Below are 24,717 nucleotides of genomic sequence, written 5' to 3' on the forward strand. Positions count from 1 at the left end.
TTAGAAAAGTTCCGTAAGTTGTTGAATTAAAGTCTCTTTGGAAAAATACTGTTTAACTAATAAAACATTGTTTTCATGGTGACGGTAGTTTATATTATTGAAATCTTGAATATTGTAGATTTTTAAGCCTTTGTCCTTAAATAATCTCCATTGGCTGGTATCATCACGCATATATACTGTTTTTCCCAGGCCTAGTAAAGTAATGATATTACCTAATGCCTGCTGTCTACTGTTATTAAAAATCCCAATATCGACAGAACCTTGAAACTTTAGGTAATCATCAAATGGCATGAAGTCTGTCATTGGATAAAACTTATCGCCGAGCAACTCATTTCCTATTTTAATAACTTTTTTGGCATGATTTTGGTCGCTATAGGAGAGTGGTGTGTATACTCGAAAATTATTGTCTTCAAATCGGGCTAGTTTTTCAATTATCTCTATATGATTGTTTGTACTATTAGCGGAGTTTCCCAGTTGAATGCTAACCTGGCTATTGGCTGACTTTTTAATTTCAACTGATTTATAGATATTACTGGTATACATTAAGCACTCTTTATACTCGCCCTGAGCGCCATACCACTCCCTAGCTAAATTGATATCACCTTGCATATAGGTAACGAGATAGCCCATTTTCTTAATGACAGGTCGTCTATATATTTCTCTGACACGCCATCTGCGATTGCGCTTGTCAAATTTATAAGTGTATAAGTCGTTTCCCCAAATTACCCAGTAACACTTTTTTAGTAGCCATGGAGATAAAAACAGTAGTTTCACGATGCTAATATCAACCAGACTATGCAGTATTACTTTGTCGGCTTGATGCATCTTTATTAAAATCTGAGAATAATGCTTTAACTTAGACAGTCTTTTTTTGTTAGGAAGTAAGTATATGTTATCTGATTGAGGTAAGTCTTTTTCAGCCATACCTTTAGACAAATAGAACTCATGGCAATTAAAATCGAAGTTCTCTTTTACCAGCTCTATGAAACTTGGCATAAACTTTTCAGCTGAGCCTATATGTAATATCTTATGACTCATTATTGTGTCACCAGGTCTAATAAATATTGACCATAGCTGTTTTTGCTAAGTGCCTTGCCAATTCTTTCTAAATCTTCTTTTTTTAGCCAGCCATTGTGATAAGCAATTTCTTCTAAGCAAGCAATCTTGAACCCTTGACGCTTTTCAATGGTTTGCACGAACATCCCAGCCTCAATTAAACTTTCATGAGTGCCTGTGTCTAACCAAGCAAAGCCACGTCTTAGCAGTTCAACCTTTAGATCTCCACGCCGCATATACATTTGATTAATAGTGGTGATTTCAAGCTCACCTCTATCTGAGGGTTTTACCTGTTTAGCAAACTCTATAACATCATTGTCATAAAAGTATAGGCCAGTCACTGCGAAGTTCGACTTAGGGTTGGTAGGCTTTTCTTCTATTGAAATTGCTCTTTTATTGTCATCAAACTCGACCACTCCAAAACGTTCAGGATCTTTCACCTGGTAGCCAAATACAGTAGCCCCAGACTTCTGACTCACCGCATTTCGTAATAAGGGAGTTAGACCGGGTCCATAAAAAATATTATCTCCCAGTACTAAACACACGTTACTGTCGCCGATAAAATCTTCACCAATAATAAATGCTTGTGCTAACCCATCTGGGCTCGGCTGCACTTTGTATGTAATTTCAATGCCTAACTGGCTACCGTCTCCTAACAAGCGCTTAAACCCATCGATATCCTCGGGTGTACTGATAACCAGTATCTCTCGAATGCCTGCTAGCATTAAGACAGATAGTGGATAATAGATCATCGGTTTATCATAGATTGGCAAAAGCTGTTTTGAGACACCTTGAGTGATTGGATAGAGTCGAGTGCCTGAACCACCTGCTAAGATAATTCCTTTAGTAGCCATTAAGTTTTTACTCCCAGTCTTTCGCGTTGATAGCTGCCATCTTGAACACGGCGACACCAATCTAAATTGTTTAAATACCACTCAACTGTTTTACGAATACCACTTTCAAAGCTTTCTACTGGAGTCCAACCCAAATCATTCTTAATCTTGGAGGCATCAATAGCATAACGTAAATCATGCCCAGGACGATCTTCAACAAAAGTAATTAATTCTTCATAAGATTGATTGTTCGATTGAGGCTTTAACTCATCTAAGATGTGGCAAATCGTTTTTACGACTTCAATATTCTGCATTTCATTGTGGCCACCAATATTATAAGTTTCGCCAATAGCTCCTTCAGTCACAACTTTATAAAGTGCTTTTGCATGATCTTCAACATAAAGCCAGTCACGTATTTGGTTACCTTTACCATAGATAGGGAGTGCTTTTCCATCTAATGCGTTCAAGATAACTAGAGGTATCAGTTTTTCTGGAAAGTGGTAAGGGCCATAGTTGTTAGAGCAGTTAGTGATAACAATAGGCAGACCATAGGTTCGATACCAAACACGAACCAAGTGATCTGAACTGGCTTTTGAGGCAGAGTAGGGAGAGCTTGGAGCGTAAGGAGTCAACTCAGTAAATAAATCAGTAGTACCTTCTAAATCCCCATACACTTCATCAGTAGATATGTGATGAAATCTAAATTGAGATTTCTTATGCTGGTCTAAGCTTTGCCAGTACTTCCGACTAGCTTCTAGAAGCGTATATGTACCAACGATATTAGTGTTTATAAATTCAGAAGGGCCATCAATTGAGCGATCAACATGTGACTCAGCAGCAAGATGCATGATTAGATCAGGCTGGAATTCACTAAAGGACTGCTCGATAGCTGCCGCATCACATATATCTATTTTTTGAAAAGTATAGTTGGGATTGCTTTCAACTTCGACCAGTGATTCTAAGTTTCCTGCATAGGTTAATTTATCAATATTTAAAATCTGATGGTCAGTATTCTTGATTAAGTAGCGTATAAGAGCGGACCCGATAAAGCCTGCTCCGCCTGTAATGAGAATATGCATATAATATCTTTTAAAATTTAGTTGATATGAAGTTACGTAATCAGTTGCTGTGCAAGAATTTGCAAGACTAAGCAAAGAAGCTTCTTATCAAGAATCTAATTAATCACAGAATATAGGGCAATACCAATGGTAGCGATAAGAACGACACCCGCTATTCTATTACGACGACGAATTTTCTGACGTCTTAATTTAGTTTGCCCGCGGCTGGCTTGATATTGCTCGATATATATCTCACCCTCATAGTCCTTATCAAAGATTTTGATGTAGCCAGCAGGTAAAGGCTCAACTGAAATTTTATTTTCAAATTTAATCATTGCTTCATCAAGGCTGTCTTGATCAACCTGAGTTTCTTTGCCATCTACTTGCTCAGCGATCCATTGCTTTACTAACGCTTTGGTTAGCTTAGTGTTTCTAAAGAACATAGTACTAGCTAGGTAGTCGTGCGACATACCTGGCATACCTTTGGTTTTATAAAATGCAACATCTGCAGTTATGTCATTAAAGTAGTCAATCGGTTTTTTAACAATAGCATCTGCATCTAAATACAAGATATCCTTGTTTGTGAACTTGTCTAAACACTCTAGTACAAAATGTGGTTTAAGACATGTGTTAGCTTCCCAATAGCCCGCATCCTCAACTTCACTAAAGTAGTAGCTAATATTAAACTCATCTAGAGAGGACTTTAAACGCATAGCATGCTCTTGATAGCTTGCAGTATAAAAGCAGCAGACAATGAAGCTTTGATTATCGCTAACATTAGTAATAGAGTCGGTTTGAACTAATTCGCTCATAAAATTCTCGATAAGTTAAAAACAAATTGAATGGTTATTTGATAAACTATTAGATGAATAAGGTGGCAGAGTTTCTCTACTAGGTTTTTTATACCCACCATTGTGATTTTTCATCTTTATGTAAACTTTTTACTAAAGAAAAGGCGGTGCCTAAGGCCTGAACTTTATCAAATACAAATAATAAAATTTTTGCTGCTAACGGGTCTAACTTTTTAAAACCCTCATAACGTTCTCGCATATTTCTAAGCGTATCGTCTTTACCTATACGGAAGTACGTTAACCCATTATATAAGGTCAAATGCTCGGCATATAGAGCATTTATATTTTCCTCATGGGTGGTCTTTATGTCTTTCAATCCGCACAAGTATGTTTGCGTTTCATATACTTTAAGTGTATTTACCAGTGTAGTCACATTGAGCAAAATCGCAGAGCGTAGAGGATCCGTTGAATGGTCGACAAAAGTATCGCATGCAGATACTATCCAGCGTAAAGATAGACTGTTCAATAAAAAATCAGACTCAGCCTCCCATAACCTTTCAAACTCTTTAAAAGTTTCTTGCAGTTTGTATCCACGGCGTAAAAGAATAATTAATGTGGCATGATAAAAACAGATTTCTGGCTGATTAATAAACTCTGCCTTGACCTTATTAAGATGATCAGATAGATTTTTTAAACGCGGTTTGTGAGCATCTTCTACCAATTCAACTTCGTTTTCTGTTAGGATTTTGGCTTTCATATCTGCATAGAATTTATTAGAGTAACTCGATAGAGCTTCGCTGGCACCCAACTTTTTTTCACTAGCAAATAGTAGAACTGCTTTTCTTTTCCATCCAGACAACTCTTTCATTGAGTCATCACTCCTCTTGTTTATTTTAAAGTTCTATATGTTTCTAAATAAACCCTTAGATACAGGAGACTTATTAGTAACTTTAACCCCATGCTGATTATACACTTTACCCATCAAGTCAAATGAGGGTACGATACGATCGGTGATGGCCTTATCAAGTTTACAAGGGGCAACCTCATCTTTACTTTCATAAAATCTAGGTTGGCTGCTATTAATTAAGTCAATGCCGTATAAGTTAATGTGTTTGGCTCCCAAAGTATAAGCCAATTGGGCAGCGACAAAAGCTACCGTGCCAGCTTCAACAAAGCCATTTTCTATATTTAAAGAAACGCCAATAGGTTTAGGGTAGCTTGTAGAGTCGATTACAAAGTCTTGATGGTCTTTAAACTTATTCAAAGAAAGTTTTTTCTTAGCTACTTTGTCCAGTATAGGAAGAGACTTTAAAAGGCTAGTTTTATTATTAACAAGTAACGGTCTATCTACAGGGTAGATTATATTAATAAAATCGTGATATTTTTCTATGAGTTCAGGTAAGCTCTCTGCAAGCGAATATAGAACTGGCTTAGTAATGAACAAGGGTTGACCAGAATATATATTCTCTATGATTTTGGGATTATGTTTAATGAATCTATCATCACTAATCACATAGCCAATTATTTTAGCAAAGTTAAAATTTTCGAGTAGAGTAATACTGCCATTAACAAAAATAGTAGGGCTATCTAGAAAGTCCTTGTCATAATTCATATTACTTATTGAAGGGCCAGAGGCTATTATATTGACAGACAAATCCTTATAGCTAACTAAATCGTTTTTCTGTGTAAATCTGACAATAGAATATGAATTATTAAAGGCTTTAATTTCAACATACTTTGGAGGTTTCATAAGATAGACTTTTATTCACAGTTTGGCAATCAAATATATTGTTTAGTATATATAAAAGCATTAAGTATAATTATAGTTCCAGTCTACTTTTTAATAAAACTATTGATCGTTACCAAATAAATCTCTGGTAAATACTTTATCAGCCACGTCATTTAGCTCATCTGCCCTACGGTTAGCGACAATGATATCACTGATAGACTTAAATTCTTCTAGATCCCGAATGACTCTTGAGTTGTAAAATAGATCTTCTTGTAAAGCGGGCTCATATACAACTACCTCAATTCCCTTGGCCTTGATTCGCTTCATCACACCTTGAATAGATGAAGCTCTAAAATTATCTGAGCCACTTTTCATTGTCAATCTATGTACACCGACGATCTTAGGGTTTTTAGAAATTATAGTATTGGCTATAAAGTCTTTACGAGTCTTATTAGAGTCAACAATAGCTTTAATTAGATTGCTTGGAACTTCATCGTAATTGGCCAATAACTGCTTGGTATCTTTTGGTAGGCAGTAGCCACCATAACCAAATGAGGGGTTGTTGTAATGACTACCAATACGTGGGTCTAGCCCTACACCTTCAATAATTTGTCTGGTATCAAGTCCGTAAGTTTGAGCATAAGTATCGAGTTCGTTAAAGTAAGCCACACGCATTGCGAGATAGGTATTTGAAAACAGCTTAATAGCTTCCGCCTCAGTTGATTCAGTATAAAGAATAGGAACATCTTTTTTAATAGCACCCTCAAGCAATAGCGTAGCAAATTGCTTAGCTTTTTCTAGCTGACCACCGATAATAATTCGAGAAGGGTAGAGGTTATCATGTAGAGCTTGACCCTCTCTCAAAAATTCAGGTGAAAATATAATGTTTTTTGTAGATAGACGATCTTTTAGATTTTCGGTGAATCCAACAGGAACCGTAGATTTAATAACGATTAATGCATTTTTATTGACTGCGAGCACCTCATCGATAACTGATTCAACACTTTTGGTGTTAAAAAAATTTGTCTCAGGGTCATAATCGGTTGGAGTAGCAATAATTATGATATCAGCATGTTTATATGCTACTTTTGCCTCTAAAGTTGCATTAAAGTTAATGCTTTTATTGGCTAAGAAGTCTTCAATATCTTTATCTTCAAGAGGTGATTGCTTGAGGTTAAGCAGGTCAGCTCTTTCAGGAACAATATCAACAGCTATGACCTCGTTATGTTGTGCAAGCAACATAGCGTTAGATAATCCGACATAACCTGTACCTACTACGGTGATATTCATGAAGAGTCCAATGTTATAGGTGGTTGATTGTTTTCAAGAAGTTATGACTTAACCTGCAGCATCTATTGGCATAGTTTCTTATTTAAACTCATTGCCAATGCTCCTTCAACCAAGGGCTTGGCTTGACATGACGATACCATTTACCACCGTCTCCAGCTATCGCATCTGGTGGATTAATCTCCCCGTGGAAGATGACGATTTTTGCGCCGTCAGGAAGTTTTGGTGCTCGTATCAAATTAAAAGGAAGGGGTGCAATACACTGATATTTAAAGCTGACGCACCATTCCTTATTCCAGTATTCTAAATGGTGATGTTCACGTAAATAGTTTGATAGATAAGCCTGTTCATGGCGTACTTCTGAGCTGATTTTAGCAAAGTTTTGCTCAAAGTTATTTAGCAAATTGGGGTAGGTGTTTTGACCAATTTTAAATCGGTACACTGAGCTGTTACCCACCATGCGCCATGGCTTTTTCCAGTCACGGATAATGACGACACTATCATCATGCTTGGCTTCATAAGTGAAAAAACCATCTATATTATCGACGATAACAATATCAATATCTAAAAATAGTGCGATACCTTTTAGACCATATAATTCAGTTTTAAAGGTAGTAAGCTTTTTCCAGCCGCGTTCAGGTAGCCCAGCTGGTAGATTAAGCTCAGGAATAGGATAGCATTGAACGGCAGGGTCAATACCAGTGCTGTCATCGGTGAGACAGAGCATTTGAAAGTCTAAAGTCAAATGTCTGCTGACCATATTGTATAAGCGATTGACATATTCAGGACCATACTTGTCACCCCATTTCATACAGATGATATAACGCTGTTCAGCAGCATTTGTACTGGTTTGCTTAGGGCCTATAGATGAGGTCTTAGTTACGTCAGATGTCATAATGCACTCGTATTGAGATAATAGTCAGATAAATGAAGGACTAATAAAAATAAAAAAATATAGAGTTCAGCCAATATTAACATAGCTGTGACTGATGGTACGTCTAAATAGTGCAACGTTAGGTTAGTGATGACTAATGATTGTCGAGCTTAGTGTTATTATTTTTAACATTGTCGCTTTTAACGTTGTCATTTTTAATGCTATCGTTGATATCGCTAGCAGAACGACTAGAAACGTTAGAATGGTGAGATTGGATAAAGGCTGCTAAAGTCTCTTTATCTTTTCGGTAAGGATTGCCTAAGTTTGGTATACGCTTAAAACGTCGATAGCCCCACATATAATGACTGTAATTGTCTGTAATCATACGCTCCATGGCCTGATTGAGAGCATGAGTCGCCACTTCAGCATTGCGGTCATACAAGGCTGGATCATCGAGTTTGTAGCAGTAGATATCAAAACCGCGTCCATCGGTACGGCGAATACAAGATAAGCCAACCAGCGCACATTTGGTTTTGCTTGCCAATTTGGATGCAAGGGTACTGGTCAATGTTTTGATACCAAAGAACGGAACGACAACGCCGCCTGATGGCTCTGGAACGTGGTCGGGCAGTACAATACTAAAACCACCTTGCTTGAGCGTCTTAAACACGGCTTTGACGCCGCTCCCATCAGTAGGTACCAAAGTGGCATTGAGTCGCGCTCGACCCTGAAGGATAAACTCGTTAGCGAATTTGCCGTCAACTGGCTTATACATAATGGTTGGCGCACCAAACTGGTTGAGCCAAGCATTCATCATCTCCCAAGTGCCGAGATGCGGTACGATAGCAAGCATGCCATTTGGATTGGCAAGACCCTCTAAAAAAATGTCTTTATTATGGACATCACGAATCTGAGCGATACTCCACTCAGGTGGCATCGCCCAGCTTTTTATAGATTCAATACTGGTCAGACATTGATGATAAATAATGTCTTTGGTCAATGCGCGCTTTTGCTGCTCAGACAGTGTATGAGTAATCAGCGCCATATTGATCTGAATGGTACGCATGATACTTAAACTGGGTATCTTAATGATAACCCAAGCGGCAAAACGTGCCAGCATCTGCAGTACAGACAATGGCACGACTTTGAAAATATGATACGGATTCATGACCACTCACATGGTAATGAATCACGTAACAAGCACTGTAGACAGCAACCGCGCATCATCAAACGATTTATTCAGCAGGCTTGCTGGTATCAGCTTGTGCTTTTTCGCGCACACGGATACCAAGCTCACGTAGTTGTTTGCTATCAACGCCAGCAGGAGCTTGAGTCAATGGGCAATCAGCTGTTTTGGTTTTTGGGAAGGCGATAACGTCACGGATAGAGCTTGCGCCTACCATCAACATAATCAAACGATCCAAACCAAATGCTAGACCGCCATGCGGTGGCGCACCGAATTTTAAAGCATCAAGTAAGAAACCGAATTTGTCTTCAGCTTCTTGCTCACCAATACCCAAAGCTTCAAGTACAGCTTGCTGCATATCGTAAGTATTGATACGTAAGCTACCACCACCAATCTCAGTACCGTTCAATACCATGTCATAAGCAATAGAAAGGGCAGACTCTGGGTTGTTTTTCAATTCTTCAACTGAGCCTTTAGGCTTAGTGAACGGATGATGCATTGACGTCCAACGACCATCGTCAGTCTCTTCAAACATTGGGAAGTCAGTCACCCAAAGTGGGGCCCATTCACAAGTCGTCATTTCAAGATCTAGACCGATTTTTTGGCGTAATGCACCAATTGCATCATTCACGACACTGGCTTTATCCGCACCAAAGAAGATAATGTCGCCATCTTCAGCAGCAGTACGCTCGATCAAGCTCACAAGTACGTCATCAGTCATGTTTTTGATAATTGGAGACTGTAGGCCTGACTCTTTATCCACACCGTTGTTGATGCTGCTAGCGTCATTGACCTTGATATAAGCCAAACCGCGTGCGCCATAGATACCAACAAACTTGGTATAAGCATCGATCTGCTTACGGCTTAATGATGCGCCACCAGGGATACGTAGGGCAGCCACACGACCTTTAGGATCGTTTGCAGGGCCAGCAAATACTTTGAAGTCAACGTCTTTCATCAAATCTGCAACGTCAACCAACTTTAGAGGAATACGTAAGTCAGGCTTGTCTGATGCATAGTCACGCATGGCTTCTGCGTAAGTCATACGTGGGAACTGCTTGAACTCAACGTCCATCATTGTCTTAAACAAATGCTTGATAAGACCTTCGTTGATGTTCATGATTTCTTCCTCATTTAAGAAAGAAGTCTCAATATCAACCTGAGTAAATTCAGGTTGACGATCGGCACGTAAATCTTCATCACGGAAGCATTTAGCAATTTGATAATAACGGTCAAAACCTGACACCATCAATAATTGCTTAAATAGCTGTGGTGACTGCGGCAGGGCAAAGAAGTTACCTGGACGAGTACGTGATGGTACAAGATAATCACGCGCACCTTCAGGCGTTGCACGAGTCAAGATAGGCGTCTCAACATCCAAGAAACCATGGTCATCTAAATAACGACGAATCGCTGACGTTGCCTTGGCACGGAACACCATACGCTCTTGCATTTGCGGACGACGCATATCAAGATAACGATACTTTAGACGCAGGTCTTCAGATACAGTCGTTTTTTCGTCATTCAATGGGAATGGCGGCGTTTCAGACTTAGCCAGTACTTCAATTTCTTTGCCCAATAGCTCAATCTGGCCACTGGTCATATTATTATTTTCAGTACCTTCATAACGGCGACGTACACGGCCAGTTATCTTTAGCACGTATTCAGGACGTACAGCATCAGCTGCTGCGAAAGCTTCTGGGGTATCAGGGTCGACCACGACCTGTAAGATACCTGCGCGGTCACGCATGTCTAAGAAAATTACGCCACCGTGATCGCGACGACGATGTACCCAGCCTACGATACTAATGGTTTGCTCAAGCAAGCTCTCGGTTACGGCTCCGCAATACTCGTCTCGGTATTCGCTATGCGTCATAGTGCTTTGCGTCATAATATGGTTATCCAGTTATCAGCCCAATTCGAAGTACAATAATGCAGCCATTGTTGTGCGTTTCAAGCTATTTGCAAAAAAAACACACAAACAACGCGATTAAGACATATGGTCATCACGTTGGCTGCAGAAAATTTGATATAAACGCATATTATGCCTAATCTGCCTTTGTTATACAACCGGCTGAGTTCAATCAAAGAACGGGAGTCTGCAAGTATCTGAGGTATTTATTCAGTGATATTTATATTGGGTTAAATATTGTCATCATGCTTGAAAACGCCGCTTAGTGTGCACATATCAACCGCACGTTAATAAAAACAGCCATATCAATATATTTACTGACTTGAGGATTTGTAACCATGCTATTTCATCCCCCTAAAAACCCTGTTGAGCTTAAAATACGCCATTTGAATGATGCTCAAAAGCAGCGCCGTGAAGATTTGATGGAAGCCACCCAAGGCAAAGCTGCCCTCAAACAGTTCAAAAAAGTCATGGCCAAAAAAGCCAAGCAAGCATTGAAAGCAAAAACTAAAAATAAGAAAAAAAATACCGATGATAAGGCACAAGTTTTTGTGCTCGATTTTGACGGTGATATCAAAGCAACTGCGGTCAAACATTTGCGTGAAGAAATCAGTACTTTAATTAGTACCGCAAATAAAGGTGACGAAGTTATCGTCCGTCTTGAATCAGGCGGCGGTTTGGTACACGGTTATGGTTTGGCCGCAGCGCAATTGGTTCGCCTAAAGGATGCTGGCTTAAAATTGACTGTCTGTGTTGATAAGGTGGCGGCGAGCGGTGGTTATATGATGGCCTGCGTTGCAGACAAGGTAATAGCCGCACCATTCGCTATCATTGGTTCAATCGGTGTGGTGTCACAATTGCCAAATTTTCATAAATGGCTAAAAAACCATGACGTTGATTATGAGATGTTTACCGCTGGTGACTACAAGCGTACGGTGACTGTATTTGGTGAAAATGATGCCGAAGACCGTGCCAAATACCAAGAAGAGCTAGAGCAGACGCATGAGCTATTTAAGCATTTCGTTAACACGTATCGTCCAGAACTCGATGTTGCCAAAGTAGCTACGGGTGAGCATTGGTATGGCGAAGATGCGTTAAAGCTTAACTTAATTGACAGTCTACAAACTTCAGACAGCTATATTTTAGAGCGTATGGAAGACAACGAAGTGTACGCACTTTATTCACGTCAGAAGCCGACGTTAGCAGAAAAGCTAGGATTGGCTCAAGCAGCAGAAGCGACACTGAGCATGGCTGTAGATAAATTACCTGATGCACTTGCACGTTTTGATTTGAACAGCCGCCTAAATATTCTGAAATAATGTTAGTTATCATTATGATAGTTAAATAATGGTATTTCAGCGCTCAGAAGTTTTTGGATACATTGTTTATATTTTGTAAAAGGCGTGGCCTAGCTGGTCGCGCCTTTTTGCTGTTTATTGACAATTGCTGTGTTATAAATGTAGCACACGGAAAACAGTATACGTGCGTACACTAAAGCTCTAGTAGAGCTTTTTATCAACATTTGATTTAGACAATCAATAAAGAAAAGGAAGTCATTTATGTCTAACGACAATTTAATGTTTACCGCAACAGAACATGGTCAAGCCATGCATGCCAAAGTCAAAGCGTTTATCGAAACGAATATTGAGCCTATCGAAGCCCAATTCTGGGAAGATTGTCATAAGAAAAACCCTGATGGTAATTGGGAAAACTGGGAATGGCCAGAAGCCTACGAAAACCTGCGCAAACAAGCACGTGAAGAAGGCTTATGGAATTTATTCCTGCCAGATGACACACTAGGTGCAGGACTGTCAGTCACTGATTATGCGCCTATTGCAGAGTTGACTGGTCGTAGTTTGCTAGCACCTCATGTGTTTAACTGTAATGCACCTGATAGCGGTAACATGGAGCTGTTATGGCGCTACGGTACTCAAGAGCAGCAAGACAAGTGGCTTACCCCAATCCTAGAAGGTAAGACACGCTCTGTATTCTGTATGACTGAGCCTGACGTGGCGTCAAGTGATGCAACCAATATGCAAGCAACCGCCGTAGTAGATGGTGATGAGATTGTCATCAATGGTAGCAAGTGGTGGTCATCTGGTCTTGGCGATCCAGCAGTTGATGTCTTGATTGTGATGGCATATACCGCGGATGAAAGTGCAGACCGTCATCATCAGCATTCGATGGTGCTTGTGCCAGTCAACACACCAGGTGTGAACATCAAACGTATGCTTAAAGTGTTTGGTGATTATGATGCACCGCACGGCCATGGTGAGATTAGCTTCGAGAATGTGCGTGTGCCAGTCAGCCACTTTATTGGTGGACCTGGTAAAGGTTTTGAGATTGCACAGGGTCGTCTAGGGCCAGGCCGTATTCATCATTGCATGCGCTGTATCGGTGCTGCCGAAAAATCTCTTGAGTTAGCGGTCAAGCGTGGTATGTCACGTACTGCCTTTGGTAAGCCATTACTACAATTGGGTGGTAACTTTGAGCGTATCAGCGAAGCCCGTATCAAAATCGACCAAGCACGCTTGCTCACATTGTACGCCGCCCAAAAAATGGATGCTCAGGGTACCAAAGCCGCATTGACGGAAATCTCTGCTATTAAAGTAGTGGCGCCAACTGTGCTACAAGAAGTCGTCGATATGGCGATTCAGATTCATGGTGGTATGGGCGTGTGTCAAGATACCTTGCTACCGAATTTCTACGCGCAAGCACGTGTACTACGTTTGGCAGATGGTCCAGATGAAGTACATAAAACCATGATTGCTAAATTAGAGTTAAAACGTCAGGGCTTTAGTCGTTCTGCTAAATCTGACAAAGCTTAGTCTTAAGTTTGATCTTAACAAACGGTTGTGTGAGTTAGTTTTGATTTGCTCACGCAACTATCAAGAATAAGCCAATCAAAATGCTAATTAAGAATTCACTATTAACAACTTAGTAGTGAATTTTTCATCACTAGAGCGAGTCCTCATTTCAAAAATAGCGAGAAGAATGAGATAAATTGAATTGAGAACTGGCTCGCATATCTGTTATAAAAATAAATGACCACATGATAAGGAATGTCTCATGGCAACTGATAATAAAGTACTAGACAAAGGCGGTGCCGTACGCGAAGGTGAAGAGCTTGATGCCAAAGCAGTCAGTGAATGGCTTCGCGGTCAAGGCGTCGACGTGGTAGGCGAGCCTACAGTCACTCAGTTCTCAGGTGGCGCATCAAACTGGACGTATCGACTACAATACGGCGGTGATGGTGATGGTCAAGATTTAATTCTACGTCGTCCGCCAAAAGGCACCAAGGCCAAGTCAGCGCATGATATGGTGCGCGAATATACCGTGCAAAAAGCCTTAAAAGACGCCTATCCTTATGTGCCAAAGATGGTGGCGTTATGTACCGATGAAGCTGTGATCGGTGCCGATTTTTATGTCATGGAGCGCATGGAAGGCATCATTCCTCGTGCCAATTTGCCAAAAGGCATCGATTTAGATCCTGAGCAAACGCGTGCATTGTGTACCAATGTCATCGATGCGTTGGTCGAATTGCATCAAGTAGATTATAAAGAGCATCCAGATTTGGTCACGCTAGGTCGCGGTGACGGCTATTGTGAGCGCCAAGTTAGCGGCTGGGATAAACGCTACGTCAAAGCAAAAACGCCCAACGTACCAAGCTTTGCACTAGTACGGCAGTGGCTTGGTAAGCATACGCCTGCTGATAGCAAAACCTGCATCATCCATAATGACTGGCGTTTTGATAATGTCATTTTGGCAGCTGATGATCCGACCAAAGTCATTGGTGTGCTTGATTGGGAGATGGCGACCCTTGGTGATCCTTTAATGGATTTGGGTAGTGCCTTGGCGTATTGGATTGAAGAAGATGACAATATCGTCATGCAACAGTCACGCCGTCAGCCCACCCATTTAAAGGGCATGATGACGCGTGACGAAGTGGTTGCCTATTACTTGAAGCAGACAGGGTTAGCGGTAGACAACTGGACCTTTTATGAAGTGTTTGGCTTGTTTCGCTTAGCGGGTATCGTGCAGCAAATTTACTATCGTTACTACCATAAGCAAACAAGTAATCCCGCCTTTAAGAATTTTTGGCTTATCGTCCACGTTCTCCACGCCAAATGTCTTAAGCTGATTGCTCAGTATGAAGGTGAGGCACTGTTTAACACTCATGTACAGCCACACCTAAAAGAGATGGGGGTCGACGCTACGACGATTGAGCAGCTACCGAGCCCTGTACAAAAGGTGGTCAAAGGTATTTTGCCAAAAGGCTATTTTGCCAAGAGTACTGATGCTTCTGACGAATAATTGTCTTAAAAGCAGCCGTTTAGTGAATATAATAACAAGGGATTATTTATGACAACCATCCTTCTGGCACGTCATGGTCAAGCATCGTTTGGGCAAAAGAATTATGATAAGCTCTCAGAATTAGGGAGTATGCAAGCGCAGATGCTCGGCCAGCACTATGCAACGACGCAGCGCCGCATTGACGCTATTTTTAGTGGCAGTTTAGAACGGCAAAAAGACTCGGCGCGGCACTTTTGGGAGAGTTACCAGACCTCTATTAACCATAATGGTAATGATAATGCGCCTCTCTTAGCGGCACTCGATATAAATGAGCCTGACAGCTACATCATTCCGCAGTTTGATGAGTTTAATCACAAAGACGTGTTGGTTAAATCAGATCCTACTTTTGCCAGTAGATCGGCAATTGCTATTGAGATTGCCAAGGCAGAGGTTCCAGCGCGGCGCTTAGCTGAGCTGTTCGATCTGGCGATGCAGCGCTGGCATGCGGGTGATAATGATCATGACTATCTTGAGAGCTGGTCACAATTCAATAGCCGTACTCAACAAGCGCTTGAGCAAATCCGCACGCAAGTCACCAGTTTAAACTTAGATCGCCACAGTACGGTACTGGTCTTCACCTCTGGCGGTGTGATCGCTGCTATCACCGCACAACTGTTGCAGCAAGGTAGCCAGACTGCGTATCAGCTTAATAAAAGCTTGGTCAATACCGGGGTAACCTCTCTTACGCTAAAAGATCAAAGCACACGCCTGATGTCTCTCAATGAATATAGTCATCTATTTGCCGACGGTAAACGCTTCGTGACGTGGCGATAGGTGACCAGACTATTCTTTTAGTCATACACACTGGCCTAAATACATAACCATGACTCAGTGATTACTCATCAGCTGTTAGAATATAAATGTAAGCAATTGATTTCAATACCTCATAAGTACCGTTTTATGAGGTATCGAAGCTATTTCGTTATCGTTATACAAAGGATTGGTCATGAAAAATCAATTAATTGGCTTAGCTACCAAAACCACTAAGCAAAGCCAGCAGCAGATATTGAGTGCTGTGCAACCGGCACGCTATCTTAAAGGCTTGAATAAGCAGCAAGTAGGGCGTGATAAGACCATTTTAATCACGGGTGCCAGCTCCGGCTTAGGCGAGGGGATGGCGAGACTGTTTGCCAAGCTTGGCTACAACCTCGCTATCTGTGCGCGCCGTACTGAGCGCTTAGAGCGTTTGAAGTCAGAACTGATGACCACTTATCCCAATATTCGCGTTGAATATCGCGTATTAGACGTCAGTAATTACGATGCAGTTTTTGAGGTGTTTGATGCTTTTGCCGCCGACTTTGGTGGTATCGATCGTGTGGTGGTCAATGCAGGTGTCGGTGAGAGTCGCCGTATTGGTAAAGGTCGCTTTGAGACCAATCGCCGTACGGTTGAAATTAACTTTATCTCAGCACTGGCGCAGTGTGAAGCGGCCATGAGTATTTTTCGAGCCCAGAATAGCGGCCATTTGGTCGTCATATCAAGTATGTCGGCGATGCGCGGTTTACCGAGACACCTGACCACTTATGGTGCGACTAAAGCAGGGCTCGCTCATTTGGCAGAAGGCATCCGAGCTGATATGCTGTTGACCAAATTACCGATTAACGTTTCTACTATTTATCCAGGCTATATCCGTACGGAAATTAACGAAAACGCTAAGCCGTTACCGTTTGAAGTGGATGTAGATACGGGTACGAAAGCAATGGTTGCTGCGATCGAAGCAGGCGTTCAAGAAGCTTGTGTACCTAGCTTGCCCTGGGCAGTGGTCGGTCATGCCATGAAGCATTTGCCGTTACGAGTGCTCAATAAGTTCAGCTGATGATGTTTTTCTTGACGTAAATTTTGGTAAGAGTAAATTCAGAAAAAAGCCCTCTACATCATCTGTAGAGGGCTTTTTTTCGCTAATTTCTGGTATAGCAATTTAGGGTCTGTTGAACATTCAAATATTAGGACTGCTGATTGCTAAAATCGTCCCAAACTAGGCGTAAACCGACGATAATGTCGAGACCTTAGCTAGGCTTATAACAACGTTTAGGGTGATTTTAGTATCAGCCTTTCAGGGCAAGGCTATTTTTTGCCAATACATGGCGAAATTATCTAACCTAGAATGACTAGGCGTCAAAAATTTCACTGCGTATTGTCTAAAAAATAGCCACTGCCAGTTCCACATTTGAATGTTCAACAGACCCTAGCAATAAAAATAAAACAGCTTCGTTTTAATCGTTATATAGTGAGTGAAAAATAATATCGAACCATCACGCACTGCTGATATCAATTTTTTTGCTTGCTGCGCCTGCGCAGACAGAGGCTACAAAAAACCAATATCAGCAATAGCGTCGCGTTTTTTGGATATTTTGACTAAAGCGTTTGTGGGTTATCCAGCATATGCTGCTCACGTAACTTTTGGCGTAATACTTTACCAACGTTACTTTTAGGCAATTCACTCACAAATTCGATATGACGCGGACATTTATAGCCAGTCAAATTATCTAGCGCAAACTCTTTGATATCGCTCTTAGTGACATTATTGTCGGTAGGAACGATATAGATTTTGACCGCCTCACCTTGATGTTCATCAGGAATACCAATCACTGCACAGTCAATAATACCTTTACAATCTAGCATGACAGACTCAATCTCATTCGGAAAGACGTTAAAGCCTGAGACCAAAATCATGTCTTTTTTACGGTCTAATAAGGTAATGTAGCCTTTTTCGTCCATGCTAATAATATCGCCGGTACGGAAGTAACCGTCGCTGGTAAAGTCATTGCTGTTGTCTTTATTAAAGTAACCTGACGTGACATTCGGCCCTTTGATACACATCTCGCCCGCTTCGTGTAGTCCTACACGTTTACCATTGTCATCGACAATAATGATGTCAACGCTAGGTACGGGTATGCCGATAGTACCATTGAACTTACGGTCAGTGATGACATTGGCCGTACCTGCGGCCACACCTTCAGTCATCCCCCAACCTTCAACCATCGGGCAACCAGTCACTTCTAACCAGCGTTTCGCAGTCTGCTCAGTAGCAGCCATACCACCAGCTTGTGAAATACGTAACGAGCTAAAATTGAGATCTTTAAAGCTTGGTTGATCCAGCAGGCCTTTAAATAGGGTATTAACCGCAGGAAAAATATGGAACGGTTGTTTTGACAGGGTTTTGACAAAGCCCGGCATATCACGCGGATTTGGTACCAAGATAAAGGTATAGCCTGAACGCATACCCAGTAGGCTTAGCATAAAGGCAAAAATATGATACAGCGGCAAGGCCATGACCATATTAATATAGACTTCGTTAATTTCTGAGGTCACAGGGCGATACCATGCTTCTGACTGTAGCGCCGCTGCTACCACGTTACGCTGAGATAATACAGCACCTTTAGACAGTCCCGTGGTACCGCCAGTATACTGTAAGATAGCTTTTTGCTCTAAAGAGGTCTTCTGCTTTTGAAACGGTAAGTTTTTACCTTTTTTAAGGACCTCAGGGAACTTGGTTACCTCGTGCTTAGGATCATCAAGCTTATATTTGGGTACGAGGCGCTTTACCTGACGGATAACTGTATTGACCAAGATACCTTTAAGGCCCATCATGTCGCCCATTTTTGATAGGACAATACGCTTGATGGCTGTCTCATCGATGACTTGCTCCAGTGCTTGAGCAAAATTATCGACCACAAAGATAATTTGAGCACCTGAATCATTCAATTGATGGCGCAGCTCACGACCCGTATATAGCGGATTAATAGGGGTACACACATAACCGGCGCGCAAAATACCAATCATCGTTGGCAAGTATTGCGGGACGTTTGGCATCATGAGCGCAACCACACTGCCTTTAGGAATGCCTTGCGCTTGTAACCATGCTGCAACTGCTAGTGAGGCCTTATCAACGTCTCCATAAGTGTGCGTCACACCCATGCAGATAGACAGGGGGTGCGGACGGAAGCGGTCAAAGCATTCCTCATAAAGTTCTATCAGGTTTTCGTATTGGTCAGGATCGATGGTCTTGGGTACACTTGCAGGATATTGAGCAAGCCAAGGTTTATTCACGGTCATATTTAGCGTCCTTAAATATTAATATAAGTTAAGGTCTTAGAAGAAAGTAGTCACATCCCTGTCAACACCATAAATCATTGCGTAGTAATCAACGCGGTGCTGAGTGCTATCCTAACTATTAACTGACTGCTAACATACGGTGGCCCTTACACAATTTTGTTTAACTACAAAGAATGATGGCTTCTGTAGGATAAACGGCAAATAAGTACATTTAACGATTAAAATGTCACTTAGAAAATATCGTCACGTCTCAATAACCCTTATAAGTTACTTTCAATAAAAACCTTATCAATTAAAACTTTAGAACATCGACTGACATATTTTGGCAACACATTAACACAACTACAACTGAAGTCGATATTATGATAAGCGCACTTCATAGTACATATATAAATTTGATAAATAGAGTGATCTGTGTTGCAAGTCAAAAAACGACAAGCGGTAGATAAGTTAGGATAAGCTGTGCTATATCATAAAAAAATATAATGAAGTAGGGCAACGCTATGGAATACGGTATTTGAGTCACTTATTTTAAAACTAGCGTTACAATATCTTGATGTATTTTTTGAACAGAAGCATACTTTAATGACCGTCATTCACGCGTAAGAAACAGGGCGTTAAATCAAATTTATGAGAATCATCACTATACTGTTTTGAATAGTTGAGCAAAAAAAGCGCCTTACCTTGTAGGTAAAGCGCTTTTTATAATCAAATTTATAGGGCAGATATATGTGACTGCGTTCAGTTTATTTATAACTGAGGGTGATCCGCGTCATGTTTTTCACGCAGTTTTTGACGTAAAACTTTACCAACGTTACTCTTTGGTAGCTCGCTGACGAATTCGATATGACGTGGACATTTATAGCCCGTCAAATTATCCAATGCAAACTCTTTAATGGTACTTTTGGTGACGTTATTATCTTCTGGTACCACATAGATTTTCACCGCTTCGCCTTGATGATCATCAGGGATACCAATGACCGCGCAATCAAGAATACCTTCACAATCGAGCATGACCGATTCAATTTCGTTCGGGAAGACGTTGAAGCCTGAGACCAAAATCATATCTTTTTTACGGTCTAACAGTCTAAAGTAGCCTTTTTCGTCCATGCTAACGATATCGCCAGTGCGGAAATAACCGTCACTGGTGAAGTCATCACTGCTGTCTCTATTCAGATAGCCTAAGGTTACGTTAGGACCTTTGACACACATCTCGCCAGCTTGGTTGACGCCCACACGATTGCCTTCATCATCGATGACAATCACATCGACGCTAGGGACGGGAACACCAATCGTACCGTTAAATTTACGATCTGTAATGACGTTGGCGGTGCCTACCGCGACACCTTCAGTCATGCCCCAACCTTCAATCATCGCACAGCCCGTCGTCTCAAGCCAGCGTGTCGCTGTCTGCTCAGTCGCTGCCATACCACCGGCTTGTGAGATACGCAATGAGCTAAAATTGAGATCTTTGAAGTTTGGATTGTCAAGCAATCCTTTAAATAGAGTATTGACCGCTGGGAAGATATGGAACGGTTGTTTTGACAAGGTCTTGATAAATCCAGGGATATCACGTGGATTGGGTACCAAGATAAAGGTATAGCCCGAGCGCATGCCGAGCAAACTCAACATAAAGGCAAAGATATGATACAGCGGTAAGGCCATGACCATATTGATATAGACTTCATTGATCTCCGAGGTAATAGGGCGTGTCCATGCTTCTGATTGCATAGAAGCTGCCACGATATTACGCTGCGATAAAATCGCCCCTTTAGATAGACCAGTAGTACCGCCTGTATACTGTAAAAAAGCTTTTTGGTCCAAGGCCATTCTTGGTTTTTGTAGCGGTAGGTTTCTACCTTTTTTAAGAACGTCAGGGAACTTAGTGACTTCATGCTTAGGATCGTTCAGCTTGTACTTGGGTACCAGACGCTTAACCTGACGAATAATAGTATTTACTAAGATACCTTTTAGACCCATCATATCGCCCATTTTCGATAGGACAATACGCTTGATATTGGTCTCGTCGATAACTTGCTCGAGCGCTTGGGCAAAGTTATCAACCACAAAAATAACCTGAGCACCCGAGTCATTCAATTGATGGCGTAGCTCACGACCAGTATATAGGGGATTGACAGGCGTACAGACATAACCGGCGCGCAAAATACCAATCATGGTTGGCAAATATTGCGGGACGTTTGGCATCATGAGCGCAACCACCGTACCTTGAGGTAACCCTTGAGCTTGCAGCCATGCAGCAACGGCGAGCGACGCTTTATCAATGTCGTCATACGTATGGGTGACGCCCATACAGATACTCATGGGATGCATACGGAAGCGATCAAAGCATTCTTCGTATAGCTCTACTATGCTGCCATATCTATCTGGATCGATCGACTTCGGCATGCCTGCCGGATATTGGGCAAGCCAAGGTTTATTTAACGTCATAGTCAGCGTCCTTGAGGTTTAATATAGATTAAGGTTTGGTGAGAAAGCAGTCATATCCGTGTCAATAAAACAAATCAGCGCTGACGTGAACCATTTGCCGCTGAGAGCGATAACATCCTTATCTATTGACTGGCTGCTAAGATTTTGTTGCCATTATATGTTTTATATCATGATAAAAAGTGGTAAATAAGCGAAGCAACCGTATGGGTAAATCCATACCAAAAGATCTGATTGGTACGAAAAACGTCTTATTAATTACCTGTTATATCAACTAGAAAGAATATAATGATACATTTGAGTAACACATTAGCATGAATCTAATTGTAGGCAATATTAGCATGCAAGTACTGAGCAGTACATACAAAAATTAGATAATTAGATTTATATCTGAGGCAAGATAAATAAGACGCATGGTCACTAAGGCAAGGTAAACTGTTGTTTGCTATTAAAAAAACGTCGGTAAATCAGTAACGCACTGATAGTACATCCCAACGTGCTACTAACACAGATCAAGAACATAGTGATAATCTGATAGCGTACCGCTTGAGTAGGATCTGCACCCGCTAGTATTTGCCCAGTCATCATCCCTGGTAGACTGACAATACCAACCACCAGCATAGAGTTTAGCGTTGGGGTCATGCCATTAATAATGGCGGCTCTTATCTGCTCATGCACAGCTTCGAACGGGCTGGCAGAGAGACTCAACATCGTTTCAATACGTCCTTGCTGCTCATGAAAGGCCTCAATCAACTGGTTGCTGGTCAAGGAGATGGCGGTCAAAGAATTGCCTAATATTAAGCCTAATATGGGAATGACGAATTGCGGTGTATACCACGGCTGTACTCTTAATATAAGCATGATTGCGATACTGGTGACCAATACGGCTGATAGACTGACAGCGAGCAAGGTGTCAGTGAATAAACCTTTGTAGCTGCGTTTGACTCGATTTTTGGCTGCAGCACCAGCGATTACGGTCATGATAGTCAGTATGAGTAGGACTTCGTACCACTGTTCACGAGCAAAAATCCATGCCAAAATCAGACCGATAAAGCTGAGCTGAACGATGGTGCGAATAGCAGCTGTTAATAGTGTTTTGGTTAAAGCTAAACGCAGTCGCCAAGAGATGATAAGCACGATAATAATTAAACTGCTGGCAAGCGCAATATCACCATAGGTGAGGAATATTTGCATATCGTCCGTCGCGTTCATAGCGGCTCATTATCAAAGGGGTTTAAGGAGTTAAGGTGTGATGTAGGTCAATAAATATTAGGGTCTGTTGAACATTCAAATATTAGGACTGCTGATTGCTAAAATCGTCCCAAACCTTTTATCAAATCAGGCGTAAACCGACGATAATGTCGAGACCTTAGCTAGGTTTACAACAACGTTTGGGGTGATTTCAGTATCAGCCTTTCAGGGCAGGGCTATTTTTTGCCAATACATGGCGAAATTATCTAACCTAGAATGACTAGGCGTCAAAAACTTCACTGCGTATTGTTTAAAAAATAGCCACTGCCAGTTCCACATTTGAATGTTCAACAGACCCTAAATGCCGTCACTATTGTCAACAACAGCAATAACTGAAAGCTGATGATAATGTTAGCTCACTTCGGTTAAGACGCCTGCTTGCATGTGCCAATGTCTGTCGGCTAATGGCATAATGTCTTGCGTATCATGTGTCACCCATAATACGCTGCGCTGGGCATCACCGCGTAACCAGTCAATCAGTAAATATACCAGCTGAGCTGAAGTATCGCTGTCTAAAGCCGCCGTCGGCTCATCTAATAACAGCACTTGTGGGTTTAGTTGTAAAAGACGTAAAGTGTTGACCAGTTGGCGCTCGCCACCAGATAAATAACTGGCCGCTTGCTGTAAAAAATCAGCGCGGCGTTCGAGCTGAACAAGCTGAGCGATATGCCAGTCAATATCAAAGTCAAGGTGTTGATGCGCTTGTAGGCGATAGGGTATTTGCAAATTCTCAAGTACCGTGCCTTCTAGCAATTGTGGCTGCTGAGCCAGTAGGGCGATACGCGCGCGCCACTCAGGCGGCGGCGTATTATAAATACTATGATAAGCGCTGCTATTGCCAGTACTGCTACTATCACTTCTATTATTTAGCTCTTTATCATTACGCAAATAGACTTCACCGCTGCTCATCGGCAGTAAGCCTGCAAGCACACGCAGTAAAACGGACTTGCCGCTACCAGAAGACCCTGTCAAAAGGGTCACTTGACCTGCTAATAATGTACCGCTAACGTTGTTTATCAAGACTCTTTTGGGTGTCGATAATATTTGCTTAGAAGAAGCGTTTTTTCTGAATTTGCGCGTCCACTTATCATAGATGGCAGACAAGTTATTTGTTTGTGCCTTAATAGTGGGCTGTTTATCACCAGTATCGATTAGCGTGATACGCTGGCTATGGACACAGATGTCTTTAAATTCAACGATAGGCATGTCATTATCAACGCTCATAGGTCGGCATCATTGTGTATTTATAGGTTGATCAATCGCTTCTTGTAAGGCCTCACGCAGTTTGTTTGGCACACGAATTGGACGCATTGGTGCAGCGCTCGCAACGGCAACATCCGGCTCTGCTCTGACTTGATTTTGCACGCAAGCGATGACGATTTTACCACTACTTAATAAACTATTATTGGCGTTGGCGTTGTTCTTGGCACTGTTCTTGACGCTATCGGTAGAAGCGTTATCGGTAAGGTTATTATCAGTAGAGGCCTTGTCTGGACTATGACGGTGAATGCTCTGGTAAAAAACGATGCTGGCAGGTTTTAACTCGATTTTATCGACACGCACACTAATGACTTCATCCAGCAGAATGGCTCTTTTATATTGTAAGTCTGCCTGACTCACCACAAAATGCTGTACTTGACCCTCATCAGTCTGTAAGAAATACCCATTTAGACCCAGCTGGCCAAACCAATCGCGGCGGCAGTTTTCAAAAAACACCAAATGATTGGCGTGGTAGACTATACCGCCAGCGTCAGTATGGTTAATATAGACGTTGTAGTCTTTTGCAAATAATGGCGTGATTTGTTTTTTTGTCTTTGGCAAGGTGTTGGCTTTATTGCTAATAGTGGTTGTCATAACAATGCTCAATAATTATTTTAATAAGTGTT

20 protein-coding genes are annotated in these 24,717 nt (G+C 41.5%); 5 read left to right on the forward strand and 15 right to left on the reverse strand.

All coding sequences use genetic code 11. The features are described from left to right. The 10 genes from HQR03_RS06725 to aspS form a co-directional block, all read right to left on the reverse strand. On the reverse strand, window positions 1-1,038 hold the full coding sequence (locus HQR03_RS06725) for a TDP-N-acetylfucosamine:lipid II N-acetylfucosaminyltransferase family protein (protein WP_173239628.1): 1,038 nt from the start codon (window positions 1,036-1,038) through the stop codon (window positions 1-3). Next, on the reverse strand, window positions 1,038-1,910 hold the full coding sequence (gene rfbA / locus HQR03_RS06730) for a glucose-1-phosphate thymidylyltransferase RfbA (RefSeq protein ID WP_173239629.1): 873 nt from the start codon (window positions 1,908-1,910) through the stop codon (window positions 1,038-1,040). Before rfbA ends, HQR03_RS06725 begins: the two co-directional genes overlap by 1 nt. Further along, window positions 1,910-2,968 (reverse strand): dTDP-glucose 4,6-dehydratase, encoded by a 1,059-nt coding sequence (rfbB, locus tag HQR03_RS06735; RefSeq protein ID WP_173239630.1) that lies wholly within the window; start codon window positions 2,966-2,968, stop codon window positions 1,910-1,912. The genes rfbA and rfbB overlap by 1 nt, the downstream gene beginning before the upstream one ends. 95 nt (window positions 2,969-3,063) lie before the next feature. Beyond that, a complete protein-coding gene (locus HQR03_RS06740) occupies window positions 3,064-3,759 on the reverse strand; it encodes a putative nucleotide-diphospho-sugar transferase (RefSeq protein WP_173239631.1) in 696 nt (231 codons plus the stop codon). A gap of 88 nt (window positions 3,760-3,847) precedes the next feature. Beyond that, window positions 3,848-4,606 (reverse strand): hypothetical protein, encoded by a 759-nt coding sequence (locus HQR03_RS06745; RefSeq protein WP_173239632.1) that lies wholly within the window; start codon window positions 4,604-4,606, stop codon window positions 3,848-3,850. A 33-nt stretch (window positions 4,607-4,639) separates the two neighbouring features. Beyond that, window positions 4,640-5,488: a hypothetical protein gene (locus HQR03_RS06750; RefSeq protein WP_173239633.1), complete on the reverse strand. Its 849-nt coding sequence runs from the start codon at window positions 5,486-5,488 to the stop codon at window positions 4,640-4,642. 99 nt (window positions 5,489-5,587) lie between these two features. After that, complete coding sequence (locus tag HQR03_RS06755; protein ID WP_173239634.1) at window positions 5,588-6,757, reverse strand: nucleotide sugar dehydrogenase; 1,170 nt, start codon at window positions 6,755-6,757, stop codon at window positions 5,588-5,590. Between the two features lie 88 nt (window positions 6,758-6,845). Continuing rightward, the gene (locus HQR03_RS06760; protein WP_173239635.1) at window positions 6,846-7,649 is read right to left on the reverse strand and encodes a glycosyltransferase; all 804 of its coding nucleotides are present in this window, start codon (window positions 7,647-7,649) and stop codon (window positions 6,846-6,848) included. A gap of 133 nt (window positions 7,650-7,782) precedes the next feature. After that, on the reverse strand, window positions 7,783-8,796 hold the full coding sequence (locus HQR03_RS06765) for a lysophospholipid acyltransferase family protein (RefSeq protein WP_173239636.1): 1,014 nt from the start codon (window positions 8,794-8,796) through the stop codon (window positions 7,783-7,785). A gap of 67 nt (window positions 8,797-8,863) precedes the next feature. Continuing rightward, complete coding sequence (aspS, locus tag HQR03_RS06770) at window positions 8,864-10,690, reverse strand: aspartate--tRNA ligase (protein ID WP_173239666.1); 1,827 nt, start codon at window positions 10,688-10,690, stop codon at window positions 8,864-8,866. Window positions 10,691-11,064: 374 nt separating this feature from the next. Here aspS and sohB point away from each other — a divergent pair, with 374 nt between their 5' ends. The 5 genes from sohB to HQR03_RS06795 all read left to right on the forward strand — a co-directional run bounded on the left by sohB (window position 11,065) and on the right by HQR03_RS06795 (window position 16,895). Next, complete coding sequence (gene sohB / locus HQR03_RS06775) at window positions 11,065-12,045, forward strand: protease SohB (RefSeq protein WP_173239637.1); 981 nt, start codon at window positions 11,065-11,067, stop codon at window positions 12,043-12,045. Window positions 12,046-12,303: 258 nt separating this feature from the next. Next, the gene (locus tag HQR03_RS06780) at window positions 12,304-13,554 is read left to right on the forward strand and encodes an acyl-CoA dehydrogenase family protein (protein WP_227526716.1); all 1,251 of its coding nucleotides are present in this window, start codon (window positions 12,304-12,306) and stop codon (window positions 13,552-13,554) included. A 241-nt stretch (window positions 13,555-13,795) separates the two neighbouring features. Beyond that, complete coding sequence (locus HQR03_RS06785; protein WP_173239638.1) at window positions 13,796-15,040, forward strand: phosphotransferase family protein; 1,245 nt, start codon at window positions 13,796-13,798, stop codon at window positions 15,038-15,040. Between the two features lie 48 nt (window positions 15,041-15,088). Beyond that, the gene (locus HQR03_RS06790; RefSeq protein WP_101211950.1) at window positions 15,089-15,853 is read left to right on the forward strand and encodes a histidine phosphatase family protein; all 765 of its coding nucleotides are present in this window, start codon (window positions 15,089-15,091) and stop codon (window positions 15,851-15,853) included. Between the two features lie 172 nt (window positions 15,854-16,025). Then, complete coding sequence (locus HQR03_RS06795; protein ID WP_101211949.1) at window positions 16,026-16,895, forward strand: SDR family oxidoreductase; 870 nt, start codon at window positions 16,026-16,028, stop codon at window positions 16,893-16,895. Window positions 16,896-17,434: 539 nt separating this feature from the next. Here the strand turns inward: HQR03_RS06795 and HQR03_RS06800 are convergent. The 5 genes from HQR03_RS06800 to HQR03_RS06820 all read right to left on the reverse strand — a co-directional run bounded on the left by HQR03_RS06800 (window position 17,435) and on the right by HQR03_RS06820 (window position 24,685). Then, entirely contained in the window at window positions 17,435-19,135 is a 1,701-nt protein-coding gene (locus HQR03_RS06800) for an AMP-binding protein (RefSeq protein WP_101211948.1), read from the reverse strand. A gap of 750 nt (window positions 19,136-19,885) precedes the next feature. After that, window positions 19,886-21,583: an AMP-binding protein gene (locus HQR03_RS06805; protein WP_173239639.1), complete on the reverse strand. Its 1,698-nt coding sequence runs from the start codon at window positions 21,581-21,583 to the stop codon at window positions 19,886-19,888. A 417-nt stretch (window positions 21,584-22,000) separates the two neighbouring features. After that, window positions 22,001-22,792 (reverse strand): ABC transporter permease, encoded by a 792-nt coding sequence (locus HQR03_RS06810; protein ID WP_025652753.1) that lies wholly within the window; start codon window positions 22,790-22,792, stop codon window positions 22,001-22,003. A 390-nt stretch (window positions 22,793-23,182) separates the two neighbouring features. Further along, on the reverse strand, window positions 23,183-24,055 hold the full coding sequence (locus HQR03_RS06815; protein ID WP_173239640.1) for an ABC transporter ATP-binding protein: 873 nt from the start codon (window positions 24,053-24,055) through the stop codon (window positions 23,183-23,185). Window positions 24,056-24,064: 9 nt separating this feature from the next. Beyond that, on the reverse strand, window positions 24,065-24,685 hold the full coding sequence (locus tag HQR03_RS06820) for a hotdog domain-containing protein (protein WP_173239641.1): 621 nt from the start codon (window positions 24,683-24,685) through the stop codon (window positions 24,065-24,067). Window positions 24,686-24,717 lie beyond the last annotated feature (32 nt).

The organism is Psychrobacter okhotskensis, from assembly GCF_013248965.1.
GTDB classification, from domain to species: Bacteria; Pseudomonadota; Gammaproteobacteria; order Pseudomonadales; family Moraxellaceae; genus Psychrobacter; species Psychrobacter okhotskensis.